This window comes from Streptomyces sp. CC228A (assembly GCF_021390935.1).
Lineage (GTDB): Bacteria > Actinomycetota > Actinomycetes > Streptomycetales > Streptomycetaceae > Streptomyces.
In genome coordinates, this window is sequence record NZ_JAJPUI010000008.1 from 1 (window position 1) to 25,984 (window position 25,984).

25 protein-coding genes and 2 pseudogenes are annotated in these 25,984 nt (G+C 74.8%); 7 read left to right on the top strand and 20 right to left on the bottom strand.

Annotation, left to right across the window (positions count from 1 at the left end; translation table 11 throughout):
* Window positions 1-51: 51 nt before the first annotated feature.
* From argB to L6E17_RS22050, 5 genes and pseudogenes are all read right to left on the bottom strand, one after another.
* Complete coding sequence (gene argB, locus L6E17_RS22030; RefSeq protein ID WP_308315920.1) at window positions 52-861, bottom strand: acetylglutamate kinase; 810 nt, start codon at window positions 859-861, stop codon at window positions 52-54.
* A 131-nt stretch (window positions 862-992) separates the two neighbouring features.
* A complete protein-coding gene (locus tag L6E17_RS22035) occupies window positions 993-1,658 on the bottom strand; it encodes a hypothetical protein (RefSeq protein WP_236242492.1) in 666 nt (221 codons plus the stop codon).
* A gap of 101 nt (window positions 1,659-1,759) precedes the next feature.
* Window positions 1,760-2,146 (bottom strand): annotated as a pseudogene (locus tag L6E17_RS30685) (isochorismatase family protein); the annotation flags it as partial.
* 157 nt (window positions 2,147-2,303) lie between these two features.
* Window positions 2,304-3,020: a DUF2470 domain-containing protein gene (locus L6E17_RS22045; protein WP_236242493.1), complete on the bottom strand. Its 717-nt coding sequence runs from the start codon at window positions 3,018-3,020 to the stop codon at window positions 2,304-2,306.
* A 593-nt stretch (window positions 3,021-3,613) separates the two neighbouring features.
* Window positions 3,614-4,318, bottom strand: coding sequence for a DUF2470 domain-containing protein (locus L6E17_RS22050; protein WP_236242494.1), 705 nt, complete (start codon window positions 4,316-4,318; stop codon window positions 3,614-3,616).
* A gap of 78 nt (window positions 4,319-4,396) precedes the next feature.
* On the opposite strand from L6E17_RS22050, the gene L6E17_RS22055 reads away from it, so the two are divergent.
* A complete protein-coding gene (locus tag L6E17_RS22055) occupies window positions 4,397-4,588 on the top strand; it encodes a hypothetical protein (protein WP_236242495.1) in 192 nt (63 codons plus the stop codon).
* Between the two features lie 259 nt (window positions 4,589-4,847).
* Here L6E17_RS22055 and L6E17_RS22060 read toward each other — a convergent pair whose 3' ends face one another.
* Entirely contained in the window at window positions 4,848-5,432 is a 585-nt protein-coding gene (locus L6E17_RS22060; RefSeq protein WP_236242496.1) for a GNAT family N-acetyltransferase, read from the bottom strand.
* 395 nt (window positions 5,433-5,827) lie between these two features.
* Here L6E17_RS22060 and L6E17_RS22065 point away from each other — a divergent pair, with 395 nt between their 5' ends.
* Window positions 5,828-7,336, top strand: coding sequence for a DUF4246 domain-containing protein (locus L6E17_RS22065; RefSeq protein WP_236242497.1), 1,509 nt, complete (start codon window positions 5,828-5,830; stop codon window positions 7,334-7,336).
* Window positions 7,337-7,911: 575 nt separating this feature from the next.
* On the opposite strand, the gene L6E17_RS22070 is transcribed toward L6E17_RS22065, so the two are convergent.
* The 7 genes from L6E17_RS22070 to L6E17_RS22100 form a co-directional block, all read right to left on the bottom strand.
* Complete coding sequence (locus tag L6E17_RS22070) at window positions 7,912-8,667, bottom strand: hypothetical protein (RefSeq protein ID WP_236242498.1); 756 nt, start codon at window positions 8,665-8,667, stop codon at window positions 7,912-7,914.
* A 319-nt stretch (window positions 8,668-8,986) separates the two neighbouring features.
* Window positions 8,987-9,541: an alkaline shock response membrane anchor protein AmaP gene (gene amaP, locus L6E17_RS22075; protein ID WP_236242499.1), complete on the bottom strand. Its 555-nt coding sequence runs from the start codon at window positions 9,539-9,541 to the stop codon at window positions 8,987-8,989.
* Window positions 9,538-10,074 carry a DUF6286 domain-containing protein gene (locus L6E17_RS22080; RefSeq protein ID WP_236242500.1) on the bottom strand — a complete coding sequence of 179 codons (537 nt, stop codon included), beginning with the start codon at window positions 10,072-10,074 and terminating at the stop codon, window positions 9,538-9,540. Before L6E17_RS22080 ends, amaP begins: the two co-directional genes overlap by 4 nt.
* Window positions 10,071-10,484 (bottom strand): Asp23/Gls24 family envelope stress response protein, encoded by a 414-nt coding sequence (locus tag L6E17_RS22085; protein ID WP_236242501.1) that lies wholly within the window; start codon window positions 10,482-10,484, stop codon window positions 10,071-10,073. The genes L6E17_RS22080 and L6E17_RS22085 overlap by 4 nt, the downstream gene beginning before the upstream one ends.
* The gene (locus tag L6E17_RS22090) at window positions 10,481-10,690 is read right to left on the bottom strand and encodes a hypothetical protein (protein ID WP_236242502.1); all 210 of its coding nucleotides are present in this window, start codon (window positions 10,688-10,690) and stop codon (window positions 10,481-10,483) included. Before L6E17_RS22090 ends, L6E17_RS22085 begins: the two co-directional genes overlap by 4 nt.
* A 47-nt stretch (window positions 10,691-10,737) precedes the next feature.
* Window positions 10,738-11,085 (bottom strand): hypothetical protein, encoded by a 348-nt coding sequence (locus L6E17_RS22095; RefSeq protein ID WP_236242503.1) that lies wholly within the window; start codon window positions 11,083-11,085, stop codon window positions 10,738-10,740.
* On the bottom strand, window positions 11,082-11,558 hold the full coding sequence (locus tag L6E17_RS22100) for an Asp23/Gls24 family envelope stress response protein (RefSeq protein WP_236242504.1): 477 nt from the start codon (window positions 11,556-11,558) through the stop codon (window positions 11,082-11,084). The genes L6E17_RS22095 and L6E17_RS22100 overlap by 4 nt, the downstream gene beginning before the upstream one ends.
* A gap of 446 nt (window positions 11,559-12,004) precedes the next feature.
* Here L6E17_RS22100 and L6E17_RS22105 point away from each other — a divergent pair, with 446 nt between their 5' ends.
* The 3 genes from L6E17_RS22105 (at window position 12,005) to L6E17_RS22115 (ending at window position 15,553) form a co-directional block, all read left to right on the top strand.
* Window positions 12,005-13,210 (top strand): PLP-dependent aminotransferase family protein, encoded by a 1,206-nt coding sequence (locus L6E17_RS22105; RefSeq protein WP_236242505.1) that lies wholly within the window; start codon window positions 12,005-12,007, stop codon window positions 13,208-13,210.
* A gap of 241 nt (window positions 13,211-13,451) precedes the next feature.
* On the top strand, window positions 13,452-15,149 hold the full coding sequence (gene ctaD, locus L6E17_RS22110) for a cytochrome c oxidase subunit I (protein WP_236242506.1): 1,698 nt from the start codon (window positions 13,452-13,454) through the stop codon (window positions 15,147-15,149).
* Window positions 15,146-15,553 carry a cytochrome c oxidase subunit 4 gene (locus L6E17_RS22115; RefSeq protein ID WP_236242507.1) on the top strand — a complete coding sequence of 136 codons (408 nt, stop codon included), beginning with the start codon at window positions 15,146-15,148 and terminating at the stop codon, window positions 15,551-15,553. The genes ctaD and L6E17_RS22115 overlap by 4 nt, the downstream gene beginning before the upstream one ends.
* A 164-nt stretch (window positions 15,554-15,717) precedes the next feature.
* Here L6E17_RS22115 and L6E17_RS22120 read toward each other — a convergent pair whose 3' ends face one another.
* Window positions 15,718-17,388: a ubiquinol-cytochrome c reductase cytochrome b subunit gene (locus tag L6E17_RS22120; protein WP_236242508.1), complete on the bottom strand. Its 1,671-nt coding sequence runs from the start codon at window positions 17,386-17,388 to the stop codon at window positions 15,718-15,720.
* 77 nt (window positions 17,389-17,465) lie between these two features.
* Between L6E17_RS22120 and L6E17_RS31580 the strand changes: the two are divergent.
* A pseudogene (locus L6E17_RS31580) lies at window positions 17,466-17,873 on the top strand (hemerythrin domain-containing protein); the annotation flags it as partial.
* Window positions 17,874-18,112: 239 nt separating this feature from the next.
* On the opposite strand, the gene L6E17_RS22125 reads toward L6E17_RS31580, so the two are convergent.
* The 3 genes from L6E17_RS22125 to L6E17_RS22135 all read right to left on the bottom strand — a co-directional run bounded on the left by L6E17_RS22125 (window position 18,113) and on the right by L6E17_RS22135 (window position 21,354).
* Window positions 18,113-19,147, bottom strand: a complete 1,035-nt coding sequence (locus L6E17_RS22125; RefSeq protein ID WP_236242509.1) for a 2-dehydropantoate 2-reductase — start codon at window positions 19,145-19,147, stop codon at window positions 18,113-18,115.
* Between the two features lie 173 nt (window positions 19,148-19,320).
* Entirely contained in the window at window positions 19,321-20,862 is a 1,542-nt protein-coding gene (gene hpnR / locus L6E17_RS22130) for a hopanoid C-3 methylase HpnR (RefSeq protein ID WP_236242510.1), read from the bottom strand.
* A gap of 171 nt (window positions 20,863-21,033) precedes the next feature.
* The gene (locus tag L6E17_RS22135) at window positions 21,034-21,354 is read right to left on the bottom strand and encodes a CU044_2847 family protein (protein WP_236242511.1); all 321 of its coding nucleotides are present in this window, start codon (window positions 21,352-21,354) and stop codon (window positions 21,034-21,036) included.
* Window positions 21,355-22,055: 701 nt separating this feature from the next.
* Between L6E17_RS22135 and L6E17_RS31140 the strand changes: the two genes are divergently transcribed.
* Window positions 22,056-22,766: a CAP domain-containing protein gene (locus tag L6E17_RS31140; RefSeq protein WP_236242512.1), complete on the top strand. Its 711-nt coding sequence runs from the start codon at window positions 22,056-22,058 to the stop codon at window positions 22,764-22,766.
* A 20-nt stretch (window positions 22,767-22,786) separates the two neighbouring features.
* Here the strand turns inward: L6E17_RS31140 and L6E17_RS22145 are convergent, their stop codons facing one another.
* The 3 genes from L6E17_RS22145 to L6E17_RS22155 all read right to left on the bottom strand — a co-directional run bounded on the left by L6E17_RS22145 (window position 22,787) and on the right by L6E17_RS22155 (window position 25,834).
* Complete coding sequence (locus tag L6E17_RS22145) at window positions 22,787-23,182, bottom strand: CAP domain-containing protein (RefSeq protein WP_236242513.1); 396 nt, start codon at window positions 23,180-23,182, stop codon at window positions 22,787-22,789.
* The gene (locus L6E17_RS22150; protein ID WP_236242514.1) at window positions 23,101-24,615 is read right to left on the bottom strand and encodes an RNA polymerase sigma factor; all 1,515 of its coding nucleotides are present in this window, start codon (window positions 24,613-24,615) and stop codon (window positions 23,101-23,103) included. Before L6E17_RS22150 ends, L6E17_RS22145 begins: the two co-directional genes overlap by 82 nt.
* Before the next feature lie 451 nt (window positions 24,616-25,066).
* Window positions 25,067-25,834, bottom strand: a complete 768-nt coding sequence (locus L6E17_RS22155; protein WP_236242515.1) for a peptidoglycan recognition protein — start codon at window positions 25,832-25,834, stop codon at window positions 25,067-25,069.
* Between the last annotated feature and the right edge of the window lie 150 nt (window positions 25,835-25,984).

Genomic DNA, 25,984 nt, shown 5'->3' on the forward strand with positions numbered 1-25,984 from the left:
GTGCTTCCCACCCGGTGAGGCCCTGCCGGGTCGCGCTTCCCGCCGGCGGCCTCAGGGCCGGGGCACCCGCGTCGGCTCGTCCGGGACGATCGTGGTTCCCGGGCTCCTCGGGGACAGCCCGTGCAGCACCGCGTGCGGCACCCGCCCGTCCAGTACCTGGGCCCGGTCCACGCCCGCCAGGACGGCCCGCAGGCAGCCCTCCATCTTCGGCGCCATGCCGCTCGCGAGCCCCGGCAGCAGCCCGCTCAGCTCGGTGGCCGTCAACCGCCCGACGACCTCGGTGCTGCGCGGCCAGTCCGCGTACAGCCCCTCGACGTCGGTGAGCACCAGCAGCCGGGCCGCGCCGAGCGACGCCGCCAGGGCCGACGCCGCGAGGTCGGCGTTGACGTTGTACACCTGCCCGTCCCTTCCGCGAGCGATGGGGGAGACGACCGGGATCCGGCCCTCGTGCAGCAGCGCCCGCACGGCGTCCGGGGCCACCGCCACGACCTCGCCCACCAGGCCGATGTCCACGCACCGCCCGTCCACGACGGGTCGGCGGCGCACGGCGGTCAGCGTGTGCGCGTCCTCGCCCGACAGACCGACGGCGAAGGGGCCGTGGGCGTTGATCGCGCCGACCAGATCCCGCTGGATGCGGCCGGTGAGCACCATCCGGACGACGTCCATGGTCTCCGCGGTCGTGACCCGCAGGCCGGCCTCGAAACGCGACGCGAGTCCCAGCCGGTCGAGCATGGCACTGATCTGCGGGCCGCCGCCGTGCACCACGACCGGCAGCAGACCGGCGTGCCGCAGCTCCACCACATCGCGGGCGAACGCCTCCAGAAGCGCCTCGTCCACCATCGCGTTGCCGCCGAACTTCACGACGACCGTGCGGCCCCGGAGCCCCTCCTGCCAGGACGGTGCGCCGGCCGGCCGGCCGCCTTCGTCGGACGGTCGCGCTGCGGTACGCGCGGGCGCGCCCGCCCCTCTCGCTCCCCGGGCGGTCGCCGCGTTCACCGAGCCCCTCCGATCACGGGCAGGGCCAGGTGCTCGGGCAGCCCGAGGGCGACGTTCCTGCGCTGCGCCGCGCCACCCGCCGTGCCCTTCGTCACGTCGTCGCGTGCGCTCACCCGGATCAGGCGGCGGGAGCCGGGGGCGACGGCGACCCGCATCCGGACCGAGTCGGAGCGCAGCACCGCGGCCGCGGACGGCCGCATGCCGGGAGGCGGCAGCCTCATGAACGGCTCGTCGGCGTGGGCGGCTGCGAAGACCGCCCGCGCCTCCGCTGCGCCGGGCAGCACGGACGGCCCGTACGGCCGGGCGCCGGGGCGCTCCGCCCCGGAGAACCGCTTCCCGTCGGCAGGGTCGCGCGGGTGGAAGTCGGCCGCGCGGTCCCCGACCGGTGCCCCGGCCTCCCCTGCGCGGCCCGGAGCAGCCGTGTGGCTGTGCGGCAGCGGGAGGATGCCCCGGTTGCGCCCGCGGAGCGCGTCGGCTGCGGCCACGCCCGGTACGCGGTCGGCCGGGCGGGCCGGTTGGGGGCGCACCGCGCCGAGTGTCCGGCCGGCACCGCTGCGGGCAGTGGCGGCGTTGCCCTCCACCTCCGGATGCGAGGCGAGCAGACGCAGGACCTCTTGGCCGGCGCAGCCGCCGGCTCCGTCGACCGTGACCCGTGGGCCCATGTCTTCCTTCTCCTGTCAGGGGGTGTCGTGACCGGTGCTGTCAGGCGCGGAGCGGGAGCCCGCCGAGCAGCAGCCTGCGCAGCACCGTCGGTCGTGACCACCACGCCGCTGCGCGCGGCCCAGCGGAGGGCCATGGCGTGCTCCTCGGCGGTGAGGTCGGGCACGGCGTCGGCGACGACGAACGGCTGGAGGCCGTTCATGCAGGCGTCCGCCGCGGTGAGCAGGACGCCCAGGTGGGTGTGGACACCGCAGACGACCAGCTGGTCGCGGCCCTGCTCGCGCAGCAGCCTGGAGAGGCCGCCGCGGAGGAGGCCGCCGGGGCGCTGACGGGACTTCGCGTACTCACCCTGCCGGGCGTCAGGGCGGCTGCCGCCCCGTACCCCCGCCTGGAACACCAGGGCCCGTCGCGCGGCGGCGCCGGCCGCCACGGGCCTGCCGGTCGCGCATCCGTGCAGCGGGGCGGCCTGCCGCCGCACACCTGCCGGCATCGGACGCGGGACGGTCGTCCCGGCCGGTCGGGGGACCGCTTGCCCTGCCGGACAGCGACGGTGAGGGCCGCGACGCGCGCACCGGGGACGGCGCTCCGCCGGCCGTGTCCCCTGCAGGCTCCCCGAGGTCGCGGGTGGACGAGCGGGGCCTCGGGCGTCAGGTCCGCGGGTGCGGCGGGGTGTGGTGGGGGCAGGAGCACGGCCCGGTGAGGAGCTGCCGGATGCGCCGGCCCGCCTCGGCGGCGTCGCGTGCGGGAGCAGGGAACGGCAGGCGAAGGTCGCGGTGGCCGCTGACGTACAGGCAGCGCACTGTGACCGAGCGGCTGTCCAGCGCGTACGGCACGACCCGGATGACGCCGTCGGGGAGCCGGGGCTCGGCGAGGTGCAGCAGATCCGCCGTCAACTCCGCGTGTGCGTCGACCAGATGGGTCAGCATCGCGGCCTCCTCGGCGGCGAGGGGGTCGGCCTGAGCGCGGGCGAACGCGTGCAGACCCACCACCTGCGCTCCCGCCGCGGTGTCCAGCCGGACATGCGTGACCGCCAGACGCAGCCCGTCGTCGGCCGCCGAGCTGAGCCGTCCAGTGAGCGTCGCCCTCGCTCGCACGCGGTCGCGGACCGCGGTGGGGGCGATGTCGGTGAACTCCAGCACGGCGGTGGGGCCGCGCCCGGGCGCCCCGGCGACCTGCCGGGACAGCGGGCTGTCGGGCTGCGGGTGGAGGGTGATGCCGCCGTCGGTGCCGACGGAGTGCAGGCCGAACAGGTCGTAGTCCTGGCCGGCGGTCGTCAGGGACAGCGAGACCGCACGGGCCAGGACGGTACGGACGAGCTCCGCCGCGGTCGGTCCGGCGTGGGTGCCGATGGGGTGAGTGATCAACGGGACTCCCTGTCGGAGGTGAATCGATGGGGCCCTCGATCCGCCGGAGCGACCGCGCTCCCCAACTGAGGTAAGCCTAACCTTAGTTTGCGTGCGGGGTGGTGCTGAGGCACGCGGGAGAAACATGGCGCACCTCACATGTCCGGCGGTCGGCCGTCCTGCCGCACGTGCCCGGGCCCGCTTCGGCTGCCGCGCAGGTCGCGGTGGTCGTTCGGGCTCGCGGTGCCGAACGGCCCGGCCTGCGGCCCGCGGTCGCGGCGTGCGCGTCGGGTGGAGCCCGGGGTGTGGCGCAGGGTGCCGGTGCGGGGCGCCACCGCCGTCGCGCGGCCGGCGTACGGCGGCAGCGGTGGCGTCGGGAGCGGGCGGCAGATGAGGGCCGGTCACTCCCCGGCAGGGCGACGCCCCGCGGGGTGTCCGGCTCCGGGCCGCCTCCGCGGGGCGGGCCCCTCGGCCGTCGCGGCTCGGGTGTCGAGGTCCCGCCATTCCGTCGGCGCGCAGACTGGGCGGCGGGCGCGGGTGGGAGACCGGGCTGCCGTGGCGGCCGGGCGTCGGGTGGTCCGCGGGGCGGGCGGTCGGACGGCCCTGAGGGGTGGTCAGGAGGCCAGGTGGGAGTGGGAGGCCCGGCGTGCCGCGGTCAGGAGGGCGTGGATGCGGGGGCCGACGTGGTCGACATCCGTCACGGGGGAGGGGAACGGCAGCCGTACGTCCTGCTGGGTGCCGGTGTGTTCGAGACGCAGGGTGATGCCGTACCGGTCGATCGCGAGGGGAAGGGCGCGTACGAGGTCGCGTTTGGCGGCGGGGTCGGCGAGCCGGAGCAGGAGGGTGACCAGATCGGGATGGTCGGCGACCAGGTGGTGCAGCATGGCCGCCTCGCAGCCGGCGAGGGGATCGGTCTCCGCCGCCTCCAGGTGGGCCAGGGGCACGTACGTGCGGCCCTCGGCGTCCTCGATGACCGCCTGGCCCAGGTGCATGCAGGTGCTCTCGGTGGTCTCGGCGCTGTAGGGGGCGGCCACGAGGCCCGTGAGCGTGACGCGGGCGCGCAGGCGGTCGCGTACGGGAGTCGGTGCGATGTCGGTGAGTTCGACGCGGATCGGGATGCGGGGCGTCCCGTCGCCGGAGCCGAAGTCGTCGGTGAGCTCGTGGAGGTGGATGCGGCCCATCGGGCCCGCGCCGTCGAGGCTGTGCACCTCGTGGCGGTGGCCGTCGGCCACGACGGTCATGGAGTGGGCCACCGTGATGATCGACCGCATCCTCTCGGCGGCGGTCGGCCGCGTGGCGCGGGCAGTGCGGAGGCGCATGGGTGCTCCAGGGGGGCGTCATGAAGATCCGATGTAACTTAGGCAAGCCTAACCTTACTCTCGTGGTGGTGGAAGGAGGTGGCGATCAGCGCCAGGGGCTCGCGGGTGGTCGCCTTCATCCGCCGCCCCGAGGGCGGCCGCATCGCCGTCTTCGTCCCGGCGGGCAGGTCGGGTGCGGCCCCGGTGGCCGTTGCGCACCGGAGGTCCGCTCGTCCTGCCTGGAAGGCCGTGTCCTGCGGAGTGCCGGAGGTCTGCGGGCAAGGGCTGTGATCACGAGCAAGGCGGGGGCCGGTCCGCAAACGAGCGGGCCGAGGAGCCCGGCGGCGGCAGGCGGTTCCTGCATGTCGCGACGCCGGTGCTCATGGGAGCGATGACCAGGTACTCTGCGTTGCTCTCCTCGACCAGCCCTACCGGGAAGGCGCTGGGGACCGACTGGGCCGACGCGGCCATCGCCTCCCGGGCACGGGTGGACGCCTGACACGCCAGGACCTCCCTGCGGGACCGGGAGCGGCTGCCATCGGGGGCGGACTCAGCGCCGCGTCTCGCCGCCCGGAGGCGGCGCGGCCGACGGCTGCCACTCTCGTCTGAGCAGCCCGAACACCCACGAGTCGGACACTTCGCCGTTCACCACGCAGTCTTCCCGCAACGTCCCTTCGCGCAAGAATCCGATCTTCTCCAGCACCCGGGCGGATGCCACGTTGCGCGTATCCGTCTCGGCCTGAACCCGGTTCAGGTCCAGCGTGTCGAACGCCCACTGCAGCAGGGCGTGCGCGGCCTCCGTCGCATAGCCGTGGCCCCACATCGGAGCGTCGAGGCAGTAGCCGAGCGACGCGCTGCGGTAGTCGGGGTTCCAACCGGTCAGACCGCACCAGCCGACAAAGGCCCCGTCAGAGGCCCGGTCGATGGCCACCCGTGCCCCAGTGCCTTCGTCGGCGACCCTCCGGCAGACCGCGATGAAGCGATCCGCACGGGCACGGTCGGTCCACGGAGGGGAGTCCCAATAGCGCATCACGTGGGCGCTGCTGTGCAGCGCGTAGAGATGGTCCGCGTCGGCGGTGGCGAAGGGCCGCAGCCGCAGGCGAGCGGTGTGCAGTGCGGGGGTGGCCAAAGTCATGCGCACCATCTTGTGTCCTCATGGGAGCGCTGGAAACCGAATATCCGGTCCCCGTGCGGTGCGGTCCCCACGCGGCCACGCCCCCGGCAGCCGATGCACTTCCATCCTCCTCAGCTCACCGGCGCCAGACGAAGGGTGAGGCCGACGCGTATCACCGTGCGACCCGGTGACAGCGCGGAACCCGGGGTGGGGGAGCGGGCTGGTGGAGGCCTTTCACGGCGCCGGCGGATACGGGGCGACCCGCGCCCCGGTGTCGGGCCGCGGCGCGATGGCCGGTCAGCGCGCGCGAGCCCGGCGCCCACTGCCCGCAGCGCCGCGCACCGGCCACGGCTGCGGTGTCAGTGTGCTCGGTTATCCTTCCCGCCACCGCACACCGACTGTAGGGACCACCAGAGTTGAACGACCTGTCGCCGTTTCCGCTGCCCTTCCACACGTCCCGTTCCCTACGGCTCGCGCCCCCGCGCACGCTGCGGGAACTGGAGATGATGCAGTGCAGCGCGCACATCCGGGCGAAGCCCGGGTGGTTCGGCAAGATGCACGACGCGGGCATCACCGCCCAGTGGACGCGGGAAGCGGCCGCCCAGGGCCTCACCGAGGCGCAGGTCCGCTACGTGCTCGCCGAACTGGAGCACTACGCCGCGCTGCGGGACGCACGGACCGGAGCCGAGGTGTCCGCCGTCGACGGGGTGTGGCAGTCGGACACGCTGGTCGACGAGGAGCTCAGGAACCGGCTGCGTCAGGCTGCCCGGGTCCTGGAAGAGGTCCCCGAAGCGGAGAACGACTGGCATCCGGGATCCGGTGGTCAGGTGCTGGACCTGGTGCATCCTTCCCTGTTCTGCCTGGTGAGGGAGGCGAGCGGAGGGCCCGAGCGGGCGTGGGAGAACCCGACGCACCAGTACACGAAGTACGAGTTCTCCGAGAGGTTCCAGTGGTTGCCGACGGATGTCGACGTCAGTGACGACGGTGATGTCACGTTCCGTTCGTACGTGAACAACGTCCACCCTGAGAAGCATCGGGACCTGGCCTCCGTCCTGCCGGACCTGTTCGCCCGCATACGTCCGCTGCTGGAGAACGTGCTCACCGATCTGCGCCATCCCCGCCCCCTGCGGATCGAGGCCGATCCCTACGGCTGGTACGACTCGGAGCCGACGTATCCGGACGCGTCCGCCCACGAGGACGCCGCGGCCCACGCGGAGGCCGTCCGCGCATGGGCGGTCGCTCAGGACGCGTGGCGGGAGAACCGCCGCCCGACCGCCCCGGACGCCCCGGCCTTCACCGCTCCCGAGGTGCCCGACGCGTCCGCCCGGGTCGACCTGCGCGGGCGCCGCCTCCAGGTCATCGTCAAGCTCGCCACCATTCACCTGACCCCGGAGGCGCCCGAGTACCCGGGCGGGTCCTGGCATGTCGAGGGGATGCTGAACGAGCGGATCGTCTCGACCGGCCTCTACTACTGGGACAGCGAGAACGTCACCGAGAGCCGGCTGGCCTTCCGGGCGGCCCTCGACGACCCGGACTACCAGCAGAACGACGACAACGGCATGCGGGAGGTCTACGGCCTGGAGGACGAGGACGCGCTGAACCAGGTGCTGGGCTCCGCGGCGACGCCGGCGGGTCGCTGCCTGGCGTTCCCGAACATGCTGCAGCACCGCGTCAGCCCGTTCCGGCTCGCTGACCCGACCCGGCCGGGGCACCGCAAGATCCTCGCGTTCTTCCTGGTCGATCCGTCGGTGCGGATCGTCTCGACCTCCGACGTGCCGCCGCAGCAGCCGTGGTCCGACACCTCGACCATGACGCTGGAGCAGGCCAAGGAGTACCGCGAACAACTCATGCTGGAACGCAAGTTCTTCGTCGACGAGCACAACGAGGAGCTCTACGAGCGGGAGTTCTCCCTCTGCGAGCACTGACCTCACCGGCCCTGCGTGCGTGTCCGCGCGCGTGCGGGGCGGGCGGCAGGCCGCCGGCCCCGCGACAGCGCCGGCCCGGCGGCCTGCCTCTGACCGTGGCCGGGGCTCGGGCTGGGTGACCGTGGCCGGGTTGACCTGCTACCAGCCGGGAAGCGGTCGAGGATGTTGTACTCGGTCCGCGAGCACCGGGGCCGCAAGGGGCGAGCCGCAGGGCCTCGGCTGGCGCGACCTGCGCGACCTGCGCGACCTGCCGGTCAGAGCACGTATCCAGCTCGGCGGCCTGATCGTGCTCGTGCGGGACAACCTGCGCATGCCCCTGATCGAACCGATGCGCGAGTCCATCGCCGACCACGCGGACTGGCTCACCGTCTTCCGGCTTCCGAGTCACTCACCGGACCTGAACCCGCACGAGGGCGTCCGGTCGCCGGTCACGTGCGACATCGGCAGCCCCGCCGCAGCCGACCTCGGCCAGATCACCCGGGCCGTCCAGCGCAGGCTCCAGCAGATCCGGTACCGCCCGGCCCCGGTCGACGGGTGCCTGGCCGGCGCCGGCCGTCACAGACGGCTGACCGGCCTCACGCATCCGAGTTCAGCAGCTTCTCCGAGTACGCGCCCAGCAAGTCGTCCTCGTCGTCGGGGAGCCCCAGCATCCGGGCCGCGGCGGGGAAGTCCCAGTCGATGGCCCGCTCCCGGACGTCGACACGGCCGAACGCGTTGTCGCGCTCGAAGTCGACAAGAAGGCCGCCGACGTACGACGCCGCCCGTGCGGAGTAGTCGTTGTGGCCGAAGTAGAAGGTGCCGGGGCACCGGATGCCCTCCAGCGCCAAGACCTCACCTGCGGTGGCACCGTCGGCGCACTCGATCTCCCGCCCGGCGGCCACGGAGTAGCCCGGCCTGCCCACCAGCGCCCCGGTGACCGACAGCTTGCCCAGGACGAACAGCACCCCCTGCTCCTCCAGTACCAGGTCCCCGTCGACGTGCACGTCGGCTGCGACCACATGAACCGCGTTCCCCGGCACCACTATGCGTCCGGCGAGTTCGTGCCGGTCCGCCGACGGATACGCCTCCACCAAGACCCGCAGCGCGGCCCACCGGTACTGGTCGGGACCGTCGAGCCAGTCCCACGAGGCTCCGGTGTCCAACTGGCCGGGCGGCTGCCGCATTCTCCGATCGAGTTCGTCGACCGTGACGCCGTACTCAGCGGCGTCCCGGATGAACAGTGCGTCACCGATCAGTGCTGCCCTGACCCGGGCGTACGCGTCCTTGACCTGCTGTGCTGCGAGAGGGAAGGCGGCCGACGGCCAGGGAAGGGCGTGCGAGGAGCTGACCATCTGCTGATCCTATCGATGCAGAGTGGCGAAACCATCGGGAGAACCACGCAGTCCGCACCATCGCAGTCCAGCGCCGATGATGCCATCCGCTTCTCGGGGCGCTACGGCCCTGCGCCGAGCGAGGTGCGATCACCCCGACCTCACCGGCGTCACCCGATCAATGCCACGCTGAAGACGCTCCATGTCCGAGTCCGACTCCAGCGGCCACCACAACCCGGTCCACCGCGACGGCGCCGCCTGACCGGCAACCGGCAACCGGCAGGCCCCGCCCCACAGGTGGTGTGCGGGGCGGGGCCTGGGCCGTACGCGGGGCGGTGGTTCAGCGCGCGACGTGGAGTCTGACCCGGGCGGGCAGTTCCGGCTGGTCGAGGAAGTCGCGCAGGTGCGGCAGCGCCTCCGACTGGATGCGTTCCAGAGCCGTGCGCACCTCCGCCTCCGCCGCGAGGGTGACACGCAGGACGAGGTGCGGATAGTGGGAACTGCGCGTCAGACGGGCCGTGGCGCGCTGCACTCCGCCGTAGGACTCGATCTCCTCCTCCAGCGCGTCCGTGACGGCGTCGGCGCTGAGCGTCGTTGCGCCCCGGCTGCGGTCCGCCTCCAGGGGCAGGCTGCGCACACCGTCCGGCCGCAGCTGCGCCACCGCGGCCAGCAGGCCGAGGACGGCGGCGAGCGCGCCGGCGAGACCGATCAGCGGCCACACCCACGACGACGACGCGGCGTAGCGGCGTTCCCCGGGGGTGAGCAGGGGCTCCGACGGGCCGCCCTGACCCAGCACCCCCCAGCCGTACAGGAGCGCCAGGACGCCGCCGGCCAGCAGTACCAGGCCGATGAGGGCGAGTGCGATGCGGTTGGCCCGGTCGAGGTGGCGGGTCATGGTCTCCCCCTGGCGGTCCGTACCTTCACGGTCACCTTGTACGCGGCGGCCGTGCGGACCGCCGCCAACTGCTCGCCGGCAGCCTCGGCGACGCGCTCCTGCAGGCCCTGCGGTTCACGCAGGGGGGTGGTCGCCCTGACCTTCACCCGGCGTCCGCGCAGCCGTACGCGGTGCTCGTCCACGCCGTCCACCCGGCCGACGGCCGCGCCGATGGTGCGGCGCAGCCCCCGGCGGGTGAGCACGGTGCGGGTGTGCTCGTCCGCGGTGTCGACCCGCACGGCCCGGCGGCGGCCGCTCGACAGGGCCGCCCACAGCAGGAGCAGGCCGATGAGGGCGATCCCGGCGGCCACCGCCATGATGACGTCGTCGCCCCACTCGCGGGTGCGCAGTTCGCGCGTGAGGGAGCGCTGCGGCCACACGACGGGCGCGTTGCCCGTGCCGACGGCGACCACGTCGACGGCGACCGCCGCGCCCGCGGCCGCCACGACCAGCGACACGAAGGCGACCAGCAACCTGCGGGGGATCGGCCTCATCGCACCCTCCGGGCGGGGCGGGACGGCGACGGCAGCTGGGCGACGTCGATGTCGACGTGGTCCACGCGCAGGCCGGTGAGGGTCTGCACCCGCTCGACGATGTGGTCGCGCAGCCGGCGGGTGGTCGTACGGGCCGAATGCGGCCACACGAGGGACACGGTGACGGCGAGGGACGTGACGTCTCCGCCGACCCACGCGGTCACGGGTGACGCGCGCTGCGTCCCCTCGCGGCCGAGCGGGACGCCGAGCAGGCGCGGGGCGACGCCTCCGACGCGGCCCGCATCCCGTACGGCCCGTGCGGCGATCTTCTCCACCACCCGCTCGGCGATGACCGTGCGGCCGGGGCCGCCGCCCGGGGCGGGCGGCTCGGGCTCCGCGCCGGCGGCGGCACCGGTGTCGCCGCCGCTCATCCGCGGGCCCTCGGACGGTGCGTACCGGCGCGGTAGGCGTCGCGGGACGCCTTCAGGTCGAAACCGCCCTCGGCGACCCAGCCGACGAGCAGCCCGAGCAGGCCGAGGCAGAGGACGACGAAGAAGGCGACGACGCCGCCGAAGGCGCCGGCGAAGCCGAGGGCCACACCGAACGCCAGACCGAGAACAGGGGGGGACGGGGACATCACAACACCTCGCACTGAAGCCTTGGGGGTTCAACGGGCAGATCCGCCTACCGGGAGTCGCCGGTGTCGAGGTCCTCGACGACGACATCGACCACGGCGTCCGGGGCCGCGGCGGCGACGGCCTCCCTCACCTCGGCGCCGATGTCCGCGACCGGGTGGCCGTAGCGGCCGACGACGTGCACGCGGACCGTCCTGCCGGACACCTCGACGCCGGGTACGCGCCGTCCCGGCAGGTAGGACGACGCGCCGTAGCGCCCGGTGGTCAGCCGGCTGACCAGCCGGCAGCCGGCGGCGGCAGCGGCGATCCGCGCCGGGTCGAAGCCGCCGCCGTCCGCCGTGGTTCCGTCGCCGCTGCTTCCCGCGGCGGTCTCGTCGCGGTCGGGCGGGCCGTTCACTGCACCCGGGGGCCCGTGGACGTGTCCTCGTCCTCGTCGGAGTCGGGCAGGTGGACGTCGTCGACGGCGATGTTGACCTCCACCACCTCCAGGCCCGTCATGCCCTCGATGGACTTGATGATGTTGCGCCGGACACCGTCCGCCAGGTCCTTGATGGAGACGCCGTACTCGCAGACGATGACGACGTCCACCGCCGCCTGGCTCTCCCCGACCTCCACGGACACGCCCTGGGTGATGCTCGGGCCGCGCGACCCGGGGATGCGCTCACGGACGGCCCCCACGGCCCGCGACCCGCCGCCCCCGAGGTTGTGGACGCCGTCGACCTCACGTGCGGCTATCCCGGCGATCTTCTGCACCACCGCGTCGGAGATGGTGGTCCTGCCGTGCTCCGTCACCAGGCCCCCGCGTCCGTCTCCGGACCGGTTCCCGGCCGTACCCGCCCTCTGCGTCGACTCTGTCGATGACGTGCTCATCGGCTGCACTCCTAGGTGAAGAGATCTGAAGAGATCTTTATCCCTTTATGTCACGGTATGGCGGGCTTTGCAGCACGGCTTCCCCCACCCGGTCCGACCACGCCGACCGCGGCCCTCCGCACCGCGGCTGAGCTGGGCAGTCGAGCTGGGCAGTCCCGGCGGAGGCACGACCCGGCGTACGGGATCCGCGCGCCCGTCACCTCGTTGCCCGTTCAAGCTCCCGCTGTGGAGAGCCCCTGTGCGGCTCCCTGCGGACGGCGGTCACGGACGGCGGCCAGGTCCCGGAGGCCCGGCCGCCGGAGCGCCGCCCCGGTCCCGGCGGGGCACCGGCCCGTACTCCGGGCGCCGCGCGCGGGTTCCGGACGGCGCGCGCAGTACGGAGAGCGGCGCGAATGCCGAACAGGCCTGCCACCGCGGGGATTTCGCGCGTCCCTATGCTGGGGCGCATGCCTTCAGCCATACCTGGACCCGCGCCCGCGCCCGTGCCCGCGACCGCCTCCCGGCTCGCCGGGGTCGCCTCCTCGCCCGTACGGGAGATCCTGGCGCTCACCGAGCGGCCCGAGGTGATCTCCTTCGCCGGGGGACTGCCCGCGCCCGAGCTCTTCGACACCGCCGGCGTCCGGGCCGCCTACGACCGGGTCCTGGCGGACGGCGCGGCGCAGGCCCTGCAGTACTCCACCACCGAGGGCAACGCCGACCTGCGGACCGCGGTCGCGGACCGGCTCACCGGCCGCGGCCTCGCCACGGACCCCGCGGACCTGCTGGTCACCACCGGCTCCCAGCAGGCCCTCGCCCTGGTGGCCACCGCCCTCCTCGAACCGGGCGACGTCGTCCTCGTCGAGGACCCCTGCTATCTCGCCGCCCTGCAGACCTTCGGCTTCGCGGGCGCCCGCGTGGTGGCCGTGCCGACCGACGAGGACGGCGTCATCCCGGCCGCGCTGGAGGAGATCGCGGCCCGCGAACGGGTGAAGCTGCTCTACCTCGTGCCGACCTTCCAGAACCCCACGGGCCGCACCCTCCCCGCCGCCCGCCGCGCCGCCGTCGCCGAGGTGGCGGCCCGCCGCGGCTTCTGGGTCGTGGAGGACGACCCGTACGGGGAGCTGCGCTACGACGGCGCGCACGTGCCGTGGATCGCCGCCCACCCGGCCGCCGCCGACCGCACGGTCCTGCTGGGGTCCTTCTCCAAGGTCATGGCGCCGGGCATGCGGCTCGGCCACCTGCGCGCCCCCGCCGGGCTGCGCCGCGCCTGCGTCGTCGCCAAGCAGGCCGCCGACCTGCACACCTCCACCGTCGACCAGGCGGCCGCCGCCCGCTACCTGCGGGACAGCGACCTCGACGCCCACATCCGCACCCTGTGCGGCGCCTACAAGGAACGCAGGGACGCCCTGCTGGAGGGCCTGCCGCAGGCGCTCCCCGAGGGCAGCCGCTGGAACCGGCCCGACGGCGGCATGTTCGTCTGGGTGAACCTGCCCGAGGGGTACGACGCCGCGCACCTGCTGAAGGCCGCCGTCGAGCACCAGGTGGCGTATGTGCCCGGCGCCCCCTTCCACGCGGGCGCCCCCGACCCCCGCACGCTGCGGCTGTCCTTCACGACCCACGCGCCGGCCGAGATCCGCGAAGGGCTGCGCCGCCTCGCCCGCGCCTTCGCGTAGCGCTCACCGGGCCGCCCGCCGGCGCCTGCCGCCCCGCGACCTGCCGCGTCTGCCCCACCGAGCCGTCCGCCGCGCTTCCGCCGTGCGTCCGTCGCGCGTCCGCCGTGCTCCGGCGCCGGCCGCGGCGGGCCGGATGGCGGACGTCCGGGTTTGGCCGGGCGCGGCACGGGCTAGAGGAGGGGCCGTGACCCGCCCCGGTCCGGCTGCGGCCGGACCGGCCCCAGCCCTTCCGGAGGCCCCCATGCCCGAAGCCGACGTGCAACGGCCGCCCGGACCGGCGCTCGGCGGCAGGATCCGGACGTACCTGACCACCACCGACCACAAGACGATCGGCAACATGTACCTGGCCACGGCGTTCGGGTTCTTCCTCGCCGCCGGGCTGATGGCGATGCTGATGCGGGCCGAACTGGCCCGCCCCGGGCTGCAGATCATGGACGCCCACCAGTACAACCAGCTCTTCACCATCCACGGCACCGTGATGATGCTGCTCTTCGCCACGCCCACCTTCGCCGGGTTCGCGAACGCCGTCGTGCCGCTGCAGATCGGCGCGCCCGACGTCGCCTTCCCCCGCCTGAACGCCCTGACCTACTGGCTGTTCCTCTTCGGCGGGCTCATCGTCATGGCCGGGTTCGCGATGCCCGGCGGGGCCGCCTCGTTCGGGTGGTTCGCCTACGCCCCGCTGAACACCACCGTCTACAGCCCGGGCCTCGGCGGGGACCTGTGGACCATGGGACTCGTCGTGGCGGGCCTCAGCACGACGCTCGGCGCGGTCAACTTCATCGCCACGATCATCTGCCTGCGCGCCCCGGGCATGACGATGTTCCGGATGCCGATCTTCACCTGGAACGTCCTCTTCACGTCGATCCTGGTGCTCCTGGCCTTTCCGGTGCTCACGGCCGCCCTGCTCGCCCTGGAGGCCGACCGGAAGTTCGGCGCGCACATCTACGACCCGGCGAACGGCGGGGCGCTGCTGTGGCAGCACCTGTTCTGGTTCTTCGGCCACCCCGAGGTGTACATCGTGGCCCTGCCGTTCTTCGGCGTCGTCACCGAGATCATCGCCGTGTTCAGCCGCCGGCCCGTCTTCGGCTACATCGGCATGGTCGGCGCGACCATCGCCATCACCATGCTGTCGGCGGCCGTGTGGGCCCATCACATGTTCGCCACCGGCGCGGTGCTGCTGCCGTTCTTCTCGTTCCTGTCGTTCCTCATCGCCGTGCCGACGGGCGTGAAGTTCTTCAACTGGATCGGCACGATGTGGAAGGGCTCCCTGTCCTTCGAGACGCCCATGCTGTGGGCGGTGGGCTTCCTCGTCACCTTCCTCCTCGGCGGGCTCAGCGGGGTGCTCGTCGCCTCACCGCCGCTCGACTTCCACGTCACCGACACGTACTTCGTCGTCGCTCACCTGCACTACGTGCTCTTCGGCACCATCGTCTTCGCGATGTTCGGCGGCTTCTACTTCTGGTGGCCGAAACTGACCGGCAAGCTCCTCGACGAGCGCCTCGGGCGGATCCACTTCTGGACCCTCTTCATCGGCTTCCAGATCACGTTCCTGGTCCACCACTGGCTCGGCGAGACGGGCATGCCGCGCCGCTACGCCGACTACCTCGCCGCCGACGGGTTCACCACCCTCAACACCGTCTCGTCGGCGGGCTCCTTCCTGCTGGGCCTGTCCACCCTGCCGTTCCTCTACAACGTGTGGCGCACCGCCGTGTACGGACGGCGCGTCGACGCGGACGACCCGTGGGGCTTCGGCCGCTCCCTGGAGTGGGCGACGTCCTGCCCGCCGCCGCGGCACAACTTCCACGCCCTGCCCCGCGTACGCTCCGACTCGCCCGCGTTCGACCTGCACCACCCGGAGGCGGCGGCCCTGCCCCCGGTGGGGCGGCTCACGCCCGACCCCGTGTCGGCGGCGCAGCGCTCCGAAGGGACCGGCCGATGAAGACCGAGACCTACCTGTTCGCGGGCGTCGCCCTGTTCTTCCTGGTCACGGACGCCTTCTACATCGCCTTCGCCCGCGAGCCGGCCGGGGCCGCCGCCCTCACGGTGTCCTTCGCCATGTCGGCGCTCATCGCGTTCTTCTGCGCCGTCACCTACCGGCGCACGGGGCGCAGGCCGGAGGACCGCAAGGAGGCCGAGGTCCGCGAGCGCGGCGGGCCGCTGGGCTTCTTCCCGCCGCACGCCGCCACGCCCGTGCTCACCGCGCTCGGCGTCGCCGTCATGGCCGTCGGCGTCGTCTTCGGGCTGTGGCTGTTCGCCATCGGCGTCGGAGTGACGGCGGTGGCGGTGTTCCACATGGTGTTCCAGTACGCGGAGCGGGACCAGGAACCCGGCGCGGGGCCGTGAGCGCGGCCGCCGCGCGGCGGCGGGGCCGTGGCCCTTGCCCGGACGGCGGCAGGCGGGCCGCCCGACGCCCGACGCCGGAACGACGCCGGAACGGGGCCGGGCAGCCGGGTCCGCGGCGCGGCGCCCGCCGCCGCGCCCGGCACCAGGCCGGCCGCGCCGCCGCCTCAGCGCTCGTCCGCCGGCGCCTCGTGGACCGGCTCCATGAGCCGGCCCGTGACCTGCAGCCGCTCCTCCGTCCCGGCGGGCATCTCCACCCGCGCCCCGCAGTACCACGCGCTGATCCGGGCCCGCAGCCGCCGCCGCAGCGGCGCATCCGCCCCGGGGCGGGGGAGGGGCTCCGGCACGTCCCGCATCAGCACCGTGCGGCGCCGGTCCGCGCCGACCGGCCGGTGGCCCTCGCCCATGCCCCCGTACGGGTCCTGCACGACCGCGCCCGTCTCCTCGCCGTCCTCCAGCCGCTCCCGGTCGCGCTCCTGCAGCGCCAGGCACAGCCGCCGCGTGAGCAGGTACGCCCCCACCGGGCCGACCACGATCAGCACCCGGAACAGCCACGTCAGCCCCTCCAGCGGCAGGTGGAGGACGAGCGCGATCACATCGTTGCCCCCGGCCGCCAGCAGCACCGCGTACGCCACCACCCCCGCGGTGCCGATCGCCGTGCGGGTGGCGTGGTCGCGCGGCCGGTCGCAGAAGTGGTGCTCCCGCAGCGCCTCGTCACCCCCCGACAGCCAGCGCTCCAGGTGCGGGTAGAGGAACAGGCACGTGAAGAGCACACCGGGCAGCACCACCGCCGGGAGGAACACGTTCCACATCACCGTGTGCCCCGCGACCACCGTCTCCCAGGGCGGCATGAGCCGCAGCGCGCCCTCCAGGAACCCCACGTACCAGTCCGGCTGGACGCCGGTGGAGATCTGGTCGGCCACGTACGGCCCGTAGTTCCACACCGGGTTGATCTGCACGAGCGCGCCCAGCACCGCCATGACACCGAACACCAGCAGCGACAGGCCCGCCGACTTCGCGGCGAACTGGGGGAACATCGGCTGCCCCACGGCGTTGCGGTTCGTCCGGCCGCGCGCGGGCCACTGGGTGTGCTTCAGGTACACCACCATCACCAGGTGCGCCCCGATCAGCGCGATCAGCACGCCCGGCACGAACAGCACGTGCATGATGTACAGCCGCGGCAGCAGGTCCTCCCCGGGGAAGCTTCCGCCCCAGATGAAGAACGCGAGATAGGTCCCCACCACCGGGATGGACATCACGATGGTGTGCGCGGTGCGCAGACCCGTCCCCGACAGCAGGTCGTCCGGCAGGGAGTAGCCGGCGAACCCCTCAAGCATGGCGAGGGCGAACAACGTCACCCCGATGGTCCAGTTCAGTTCCCGCGGACGGCGGAACGCCCCGGTGAAGAACACCCGCAGCATGTGCACGGCGAGGGCCGCCACGAAGACCAGCGCCGCCCAGTGGTGCATCTGGCGCATCAGCAGACCGCCCCGCACGTCGAAGCTGAGCTCCAGCGTCGTCGCGTACGCCTTGGACACGGTCAGCCCCTGGAGCGGGACGTACGAGCCCTGGTACTCGACCAGCGCCATGCTGGGGTCGAAGAACAACGTGAGGTAGCTCCCGGTGAGCACCAGCACCACGAAGCTGTACAGGGCGAGTTCGCCCAGCAGGAAGGACCAGTGGTCGGGGAACGCCTTGCGCAGCAGCTCACGGCCCAGTTCGGACACCGGCGCCCGGCGGTCCAGCGCCGCGTACCCGTGGAACGCCGCGGTCCTCGGGCGGCTCGACCCGGCCGGACCGCCCCGCCGGCGCCCGGGCCTCCGGTTCCGCTGCAGCATGCGCCCTGCTCCCTTCGTCCTGCTCGTCGCGCCAGTGTGCGGGTCGCAGCCGCCTCCGGCCGCGCATTGGGCAGAACATGGGCAGGTCCGAAGACCGCCGGGCCGGGGAGGCCGATGTGACCCACGCACCCGAACGCGACCTCGTCCGGGAACTCACCGCCGACCACGCCCGGGTGCACCGGCTCCTGGACCGCGTGCGGCAGGCACCACCGGGCAGCGCCGACCGCCGGTCCCTGGTCGACGAGGCGGCGCGCACCCTGGCGGTGCACCTGGAGAAGGAGCGGAGGGTCCTGCGGCCCGCCGTGCTCGACTGGGTGCCGCGCGGTGCGCGGGCCTGGGCCGACCGGCTCGCCGCCGACCACGGCGCACTGCACGTCACCCTGCGGAAGGCGGCGGACGTGCCGCCGGAGGACGACCGGTACGGCGAGGTCGTCCTGGAACTGGTGGAACGGGCGGCCGCCCACACCCGGTGGGTGGAGCAGCGCCTGCTGCCGCGCCTCCAGCCGGCGTGTCCGCCGGAGGAGCTGCGCCGGCTGGGGGAGGAGGCCCGGGACCTCCGGCTCCCCGCGTCCCTCCGCGGACCCGCACCGGGCCGGGGCCGGCTGCGGCGGATGCTCGGGGGTGAGAGGAGCAGCACCAGGCCGCCGCACCGGGCCCGGCCCGGGGGCCCGGCCCCTCCCGGCCGCCGCGACACCGGACGGGGAGGGCGGAGGGATTCCCTGCGTCAGCGCGCCGCAGTCAGAGCGGCGTACAGCTCGGGCCCCGACCAGCGGCGCGCCCCGCCGGGCCCGGCGGCCTCCGCCTCCCGTACGAGCTCGACCAGGCGGGCGTTGACCGGCGCGGCCAGCCCGTGGCGGGCGGCCAGCGCCACCACCTCCCCCTGGAGGGCGTCGACCTCCGTGGGCCGACCGCGCTCCAGGTCCTCCCACATGGACGAGCGGGCCTGTGCGTCCACCCGCAGCGACGCGGCGGCCGCCCGGCGGAACAGCCCGTCCGGCAACCTCAGCAGCAGCGGTGTCACCGCGGCGGGCACCGGCCCCAACCGCGCCGGTGCGACGCCCTCCGCCCGGTAGGCGGCCAGGGCCTCCGCCTGGCACAGGGCCAGGCACCGCCGGTACGCGCGGGTGCCGAGCTGCTCCCGCAGGGGCAGGCCCGACAGGGCGTTCACGGCGTTGTTCAGGTTCATCAGGAGCTTGGCGTACCGCACGGCCCGCATGTCGGCCCGCGGCTCCACCGGCAGCCCCGCCTCCCGGAGCGCGGCGACCAGCGGCCGGGCGGCGGGCACCTCGTCCACCATCAGCGCGCCGGCCGTCCCCTGGTGGAAGGCCGCGGGGCCGGTCCGCAGCACGTTGTACGGCACCATCCCGGCCACCACGGGCGTCCCGGCGGGCAGCGCCTCCCGCAGGGCCTCCGGGCCGCGCAGCCCGTTCTGGAAGCTCACGACCGCGGTGTGCGGGCCGAGGTGCGGGGCGCACGCCTCCGCCGCCGCACGCGTGTCGCGCGCCTTCACGGTGACGAGCACGACGTCGGAGCCCGCGACCGCCGACGCCTCGGTGGCGGTACGCAGCAGCCGGGGCGGCACGTGCGCGTCAGGCCGGCCCCCGCCGCTCAGCCGCAGGCCGCGCTCCCGTACGTCCGCCATGGCGGGGGCGCGCCCGACGAGGGTGACCGCGCAGTCCGCGCGCGGCGACGCCGCAAGGGCTCCGCCCAGGTGGCAGCCGACGCTGCCCGCGCCGAACACGGTGACCTTCAGTGGCATGCGGCCAGTGTGGCCCGGCACCCGCCCCGCGTCGAGGGCGGTGCCCGCACCCGCCCCCGCCGCCGCACCCCGGTCGGTGGCCGGCGCCCTACGGGCTCCCCGCGGCGCCGGGCGCTGCCGTGGGCCGCGTGCCGTCCGGTGCCGGGTGCGCGTGCCCCGGTCGGCGGCGGGCGCTACGCCCCGTCGGGTTCCGGCGCCGCCGCCGCGTCCGGCTCCGGCGGGTCGGCCGCCTTGCGGCCCACCGCCGACACGGGCCGCGTGTGGATGAACAGCTCCTTGCGGCCGGGCGGCGCCGCCCGGTGCTCCGGGACCGGCAGCTCGTACGTCACCGGGCGCCGGTGGTCGGCGATCTGACGCTCCGGGTTGTAGACCCGGCCGAACTTCCACAGCATCCGGGCGAAGTTCGTCTGCCCCCGCATCAGGTTGCGGCCCAGCACCCCGGCGGCGCGCAGGGCCGTGCGCATCCCCAGGTGCTTGCGGTTGAGGACCGCCTGCGTGCGGACCAGCTCGCGGTAGAACACGTCCAGCGGCAGCTTGGTCGGCACGACCGCGTGCTGGATGTCGAAGAGGCGGTAGTCCCGCGTGGTGAGCTGCCGCGACTCCGTGTGCCAGATCTCCGTGCCCGGGTACGGGGTCATCACCGTCAGGTGCACGATCTCCGGCACGGCCAGGGCGAACTCCCGCACGAGCCGGAAGCGCTCCTCGTCCCACGCCGGGTCGACGATCAGGTTGATCGCCACCATGATCCCCATGCGCCGCGCGGCTTCCAGCGCCTTGAAGTTCTCGTCCGGGCTCACCCGCTTGCGGTACAGGTCGAGGCCCTCCGCGTCGATGGCCTCCATGCCGAGGAACATGTACCGCAGCCCGAGCCGCCTCCACCGCTCGAAGACCTCCTCGTTGCGCAGGAGGACGTCGCTGCGGGTCTCCAGGTAGTAGCTCTTCCGGATGCGGCGCCGTTCCAGGGCCGCCGCGATGCCGTGGCCGTGCTCCGGTTTGATGAACGCGACGTCGTCGACGATGAAGACGTTCGGCTCCGCGATGGAGGCCATCTCCTCCGCCGCGGCCTCCGGCGACGCCCTGCGGTAGCTGCGGCCGTAGAACGTCCACGCCGAGCAGAACGAGCAGTCCCACGGGCAGCCCCGGGTGAACTCGATGGACGCGCACGGATCCAGCTCGCCGATGAAGTAGCGGTGCCGCTTGCGGGTGAGGTCGCGGGCCGGCCGAGGCCGGTCCAGGCTGTCCAGCAGCAGCGGCGCCGGCCCCCGGCCCTCCGCGCACACGACACCGGGCACCGTCGCCAGGCCGCCGTCCCGCGCCGCCTGCAGCAGCGGCGCCACGGCGGGCTCGCCCTCTCCCCGTACGACCGCGTCCACCGCGCCCTCGGCCTGCCGCAGCACGTGGTCGGCGATGAAGGAGACGCTGTGCCCGCCGAAGAACACGAAGCAGCCGGGCGAAGCCGCCTTGGCCCGTCGTGCGATCTCGATGGCCTCCGGGATGTTCGCCAGGTAGTTGAGGGAGACGCCGAGCGCCTCGGGGGCGAACGAGCGCAGTTCCTCGTCCAGCAGCCGGTGCGACAGCACCTGGAGGTCCACGACGCGGACCTCGTGCCCGGCGTCCCGCGCCGCGGCCGCCACCCGTTCCAGGCCCAGGGGTTCGAGCCGCAGGAAGATCTCCGAGTACATCAGGGCACTGGGGTGGACCAGCATCACGCGCATGGGGTTCTCCAGCCGGGCGGGTACGGGTGACCGGACGGGTGCGGGGGCGGGGGTCGGCGGGACGGGCGCCGGACGGCCCGCGCGGAGACGGTCGGGCGGCGGGTGGCGGTGCCCGCGGGCGACGGGGACCGCCCCGCCCGGGACGGTTCCCGGCGGGCTGCGGGGCGGACGTCACTCGCGGCTCCAGACCAAGCGGACCGCGAAGTTCACCTCCGCCGTGCCCCGCGCCACGATGACGCCCGTCTCGCCGCCCATCTTCAGACCGAACTCGATCTCCGTCCGGTCGGGGCCTAGCTGCCGAACCGACCGGGTGACCTCGGACAGCGCCGGTCGGAGCCGCTCCAGGGCTTCCTGGAGCGACGCCTGGACGCGGGCCGCCGGCCCTTCCTCGGGCACCCGTTCCGGCAGCGGCCCCACGAGGCCGTCGTCGACCTCGAAGACGGCCGTCCGCTCACCGTCCTCGTCCACCGCCATCGTGATCAGCTGCGCCACGCCGCCAGCCTGACCCGCTCGACCGGGCAGCGCACCCCGGAACGGTCCGTACGGACCACGGCCCGCTCTCCGTGGCTGCTTTTCGACCTTCGTCCCCGGGGCCCGGTTTCCCGGGCGTGTCGCCACGGAAGGACTTCCCACGGCGGGGGACGACACAGAAACACCGCGCGTGACGCCGGACCGGGCGGGACGCCGGGGGCCCGAGGGGGACAAGGGGGACGCGGGGCCGGGCGGGACGCGGCCGCGGAAGCGGGCGCCCGCGACACGTACAGGACACGGAACGGACCGCGGAGCGGAAGACGGAACGGACACGGGAAAAGTGTTGTCGGCGCGGCTGCGCCCGATCTCCTCTGTACCGGACCCCACGGCGGTCCGGCGGCCTTCGCCATGACGAGAGACGAGAGCAGAGAGCGGAGTACTCGTGCAGCACAGCCAGTTCTACGATCCCCACGACGACGACCGCCCGGAGGACCGGCCGGGCAGACGCGCCGAGGCGGCCCGCACCCGGCGGCACGCCCGCGCGAAGCGGCGGTGGACGTACCAGGGCGCCGGCACGGTCGTCGCCGGAGCGGTGGCGCTGGCGGCCGTGACGGCGGGCACCCTCGTGCTCGGCGGTACGGGCGGCGACGGCACCTCCGCCGCCACCGGTGCGGTGGACCCCGAGCGGACGCCGGGCGGTGGAGCCGGCCTCACCGGGGACCGTGCCCGCGCGTCGGAGGCCGCGGCCGGCGAAGGCCCGCGCGGTACGGCCCCGGCGTCCCCGCCCCCGGCGGCCCCGGAGTCCGCCGCGGGCTCGGCACCGCCCCGCACGGGCATATCCGCGGCGGCGAGCCCCGCACCCTCCGCCCCGGCGTCGCCCCGCGGCCCCGGCTCCGACCCGCAGCGGGCCGCGGAGCCGGATACGGCCGCCCCGACGCCCCGCACCTTCCACGCCGGCGGCACCACGGGCACCGGAGCCGGGCCCTCACCGGCCGCCACCCCGCGAGCCGGTCAGCCGCCGCAGGCGGCGCCGCCCCGGCGGGGCCGCCGCCGGACACGCCCGCCGCGTCGCGGACCTGGTCAACGCGGAGCGCGCCAGGGCCGGCTGCCCCGCCCTGCGCGTCAACACCCGGCTGCAGCGGGCCGCGCAGGCCCACGCGGAGGACATGGCCAGGCGCAACTACTACCGGCACGACAGCCCGGAAGGGCGGGACGCCGGGGACCGGATGCGGCAGGCGGGCTACCGGTGGAGCACCTGGGGAGAGAACATCCACCGGGGCCCGAAGGACCCGGTCACCGCGATGCGCGACTGGATGAAGAGCCCGGGCCACCGCGAGAACATCCTCAACTGCGCCTTCCGCGACATCGGCGTCGGGGTCGACCTGCGCTCCAACGGCCCCTGGTGGGTGCAGAACTTCGGCGTCGCGGGCTGACGCGCGGGCGGCCGCGGCCGCTACCCTCCCGCCGTGCCGGCCGGGGGCCCGGCGAGGGTCTGCACCCACACCGTGCCCTCCGGCCCCGGCACCGCCGCCACACCGGTGTCCCGGTACGCGCAGCCGAGCATGTTCTCCTCGTGGACGGACCCGTCCATCCAGTCCTCCACCACCGTCGCCGCGTCCCGGGGCCCGCGGTGCAGGTTCTCCGCCCACGCGCTCGCGGGGTAGCCGGCGTCGGCGATCCGCGCGTCGGCGTGCCGCCCCTCCGGACTGGCGTGGTCGAAGTAGCCGCGCGCCACCATGTCCCGGGCGTGCGCCCGTGCGGCGGCCGTCAGCCGCGGATCGAGCCGCAGCGGACCGCAGCCGGCCCGCGCCCGGCGGGCGTTGACCAGGTCCGTGAGGCGCTGCTCCACGGCGGGCGCGGCGGACCGCGTCGCGGAGGGCGAGGGCGACGGCGGCGGAGCGGTGCGCGAGGCCCGCACCGACGGCCGGGGGGACGGCACCGCCGTCTGCTGCCGCACCCGCGGCGCGGACGGCGCGGGCGGCTGCGACAGGACCGCGGCGTGCGGCGCGGACACCGGTACGTCCCCGGTGCCCGCGCCCGGCCACAGCAGCCCCAGCAGCAGCACCCCCGCGACAACGCCTCCCACCCCGGCGTACGGCGGCCACCGCCCCGCACCGGTACCCGCGGCGGCCCCACCCTGCGCGGGAGCCCCACCTTGTGCGGGAGCCCCGGCCCCGGCCTCGGCACCCGGACCCGCTGCCGCGGAGCCCCCTCACCTGGCAGACCACCCCCAGCCCCTTCCTCATCGGGTCCCACCTGCGCCGCTGCTTCCACGGCGGGTCCCGCCTGCGCCGCTGATCCCGCGTCGGGTCCCGCCTGCGCCGCTGATCCCGCGTCGGGTCCCGCCTGCGCCGCTGTCTCCACGGAGTGGCCCGCCTGCGCCGCGGGCACGGCGTGGGGGCCCGCCGGTATCGGGACTGCCGGGAAGCCCGCGTCCGCCGGCGGGGCCAGGCCCGCGGCGGGGGCCGCCTCCGACGCCGCCGCGAGGGCGGACGCGCCGACCGGCACCGACGGGTAGCCGGTCAGCGGCACGACCAGGGCGAGACCCGCCAGGAGCCCTTCCGCAGGCACCAGGTCCGACCAGTGCCCGCCGCAGGCCCGGCAGCCGCGCGCGTGCCGCGCGACACGCTTGCGCCACACCCCGGCCGGCCGGCCGTCCCAGTCGTCCGTCAACCGCTCCAGCTCCCGGCAGCGCGGCCGCGCCCCCAGCGCGCGCACCACCACCCGGCCCGTCTCCAGCCGCTCCTTCAACCGCTGCACCCGCACCGCCGCGTGCCGCGCGGGCACGCCCAGCGCCTCGGCCAGCTCCGCACGCGTCAGCTCGCCCGCCGCCTCCTGCCACCACAGGGCCAGCAGCTCCCGGTCGTCCTCGTCCAGCCAGCGGGTCGCCTCCGCCACCTCCCGCCGCTGCCCCGACAGCCCCAGCCGCAGGATCGTCAGGTCTACGAAGTCGCCCGCCGGGTGGGGGCGCTCCACCGCCCGGTCGAGGGAGGCGACCGGCGCCTGCTGGCGGTCCCTCCAGCGGCGCCGCACCTGGTTCATCGCGATGGCCACCAGCCACGGCCGGAACCGGGACGGCTCCCGCAGCCCGCCGAGTCCGTCCAGCGCGCGGAACATGGTGTCCTGCACGACGTCGTCCACGTCCGCGTGACCGTCCAGCGCGCGTCCCACGATGTTGTAGACGAGCGGCAGATAGTCCGCGACGAGCCGTTCCCGGGCAGGCCCGTCACCCGCCCGTGCCGCACGGACCAGTTCGGGGCCGTGCTCGCTCTCCCAGTGCATGCCGTCCGTCCCGCCTTGTCTTCCTTCTGCGCCCACGACCGCGGTGTCACCCCCGGCTCCCGCAGGTCCTTCCTCCCCGGAGACCCGGCACCGCCCCGCCGACAACACAAAAGCCGCCGGAACCCGCGGAACCCCGGTCGGCCGCCCCGGACATCCGGGGGCGGGGCCGCCTCCGCCGCACCCGCCGTCCGAGCCGTCCCCGGGCACCCGCCGCCGCGCGCACGCCCGGGAGGGCGCGGCCGTCCGCCCGAGGACCCGGCCGCACCGGACCCCCGCGAGAGGCCACTCGCAGCGCGCCCCCGTACGACCGGGTGCCGCGAGCGCAGCAAGCCGCGGACACGTGGTGCCGCGCGCGCTGCCCCCGGCCGCGCACCGCCATGTGTACCCGATGGGCGCCCGCCGCCCGCGCCGGGGCGGTCGGCGCGGTCCCGCCCCGGCCCGTACGCCCGGGTCAGCGCCGCTGCAGACGGGCCACCCGCGCGCTGATGTCGGGCAACCGGGCGTAGAGGGCGGCCCCCGGGCACCGCGTCTGGTAGCCGTCGGTGTGCCCCCCGACCACGGGGAGCCGGGCCGTCGTGCCCCGCGGATAGCGGGACTCGTCGTTCGTCGACACCAGCGCGACGGTGCCCCGCGGATCGGGCCCCCACGGGTCGAGCTTCCACGCGACGAGCCGTGCGATCGCGTCGAGCATGGGCTCCGGGACGGTCGCGCCCTCCGTGAACGTCCCGATCGCCGCGATGCCGACCGTGCCCTCGTTGAAGCCCTTGGTGTGCGCGCCGACGACCGGGCGGTCCACGCCTCCGGCGCGTCCCTCGTAGATCGTGCCGCAGGCGTCGACGAGGAAGTTGTAGCCGATGTCGTCCCAGTGCCGCCCGAAGGCGTGCCCCGCGTACAGGCCGCGCAGCAGCCGCGGCACGGACGCGCAGTCGTAGCCGTTCGGCGTACTCGTGTGGTGGATGACCGCGGCCTTCACCGCAGGCGCGTACCGGGCGGCGGGAGCGGTGGTGACGGTCTCCGCCCGCCACGCCGCGCGCGCCACGATGACCGGCCGCGGACCCTGGTGCCGTACGGGGCGGGGCGCCGCCGAAGAGACCGACGGGGCGGCCGACTCGGGGGGCCGCGGCGCCGACGAGGGGTTGACGACCAGGCAGGTCGCCACGAGCAGCAGCAGCACGGCGAGCGCGGCGGCATGGGAACGGCGCGTGTACGGCAGCCTCATGCTCGACGCCTCCTCACGCTGCTCCGCGCCTCCTCGCCCGCCCCGGCGTTCCGCCCACCATCGTCGCCAACGGCGGCGGTGCCCGCCCCTCGGAGTGCTCCGTACGGAAACGGGCCCGGCCGGGTGTCAGTGCCGCCCCCTACGGTGGGA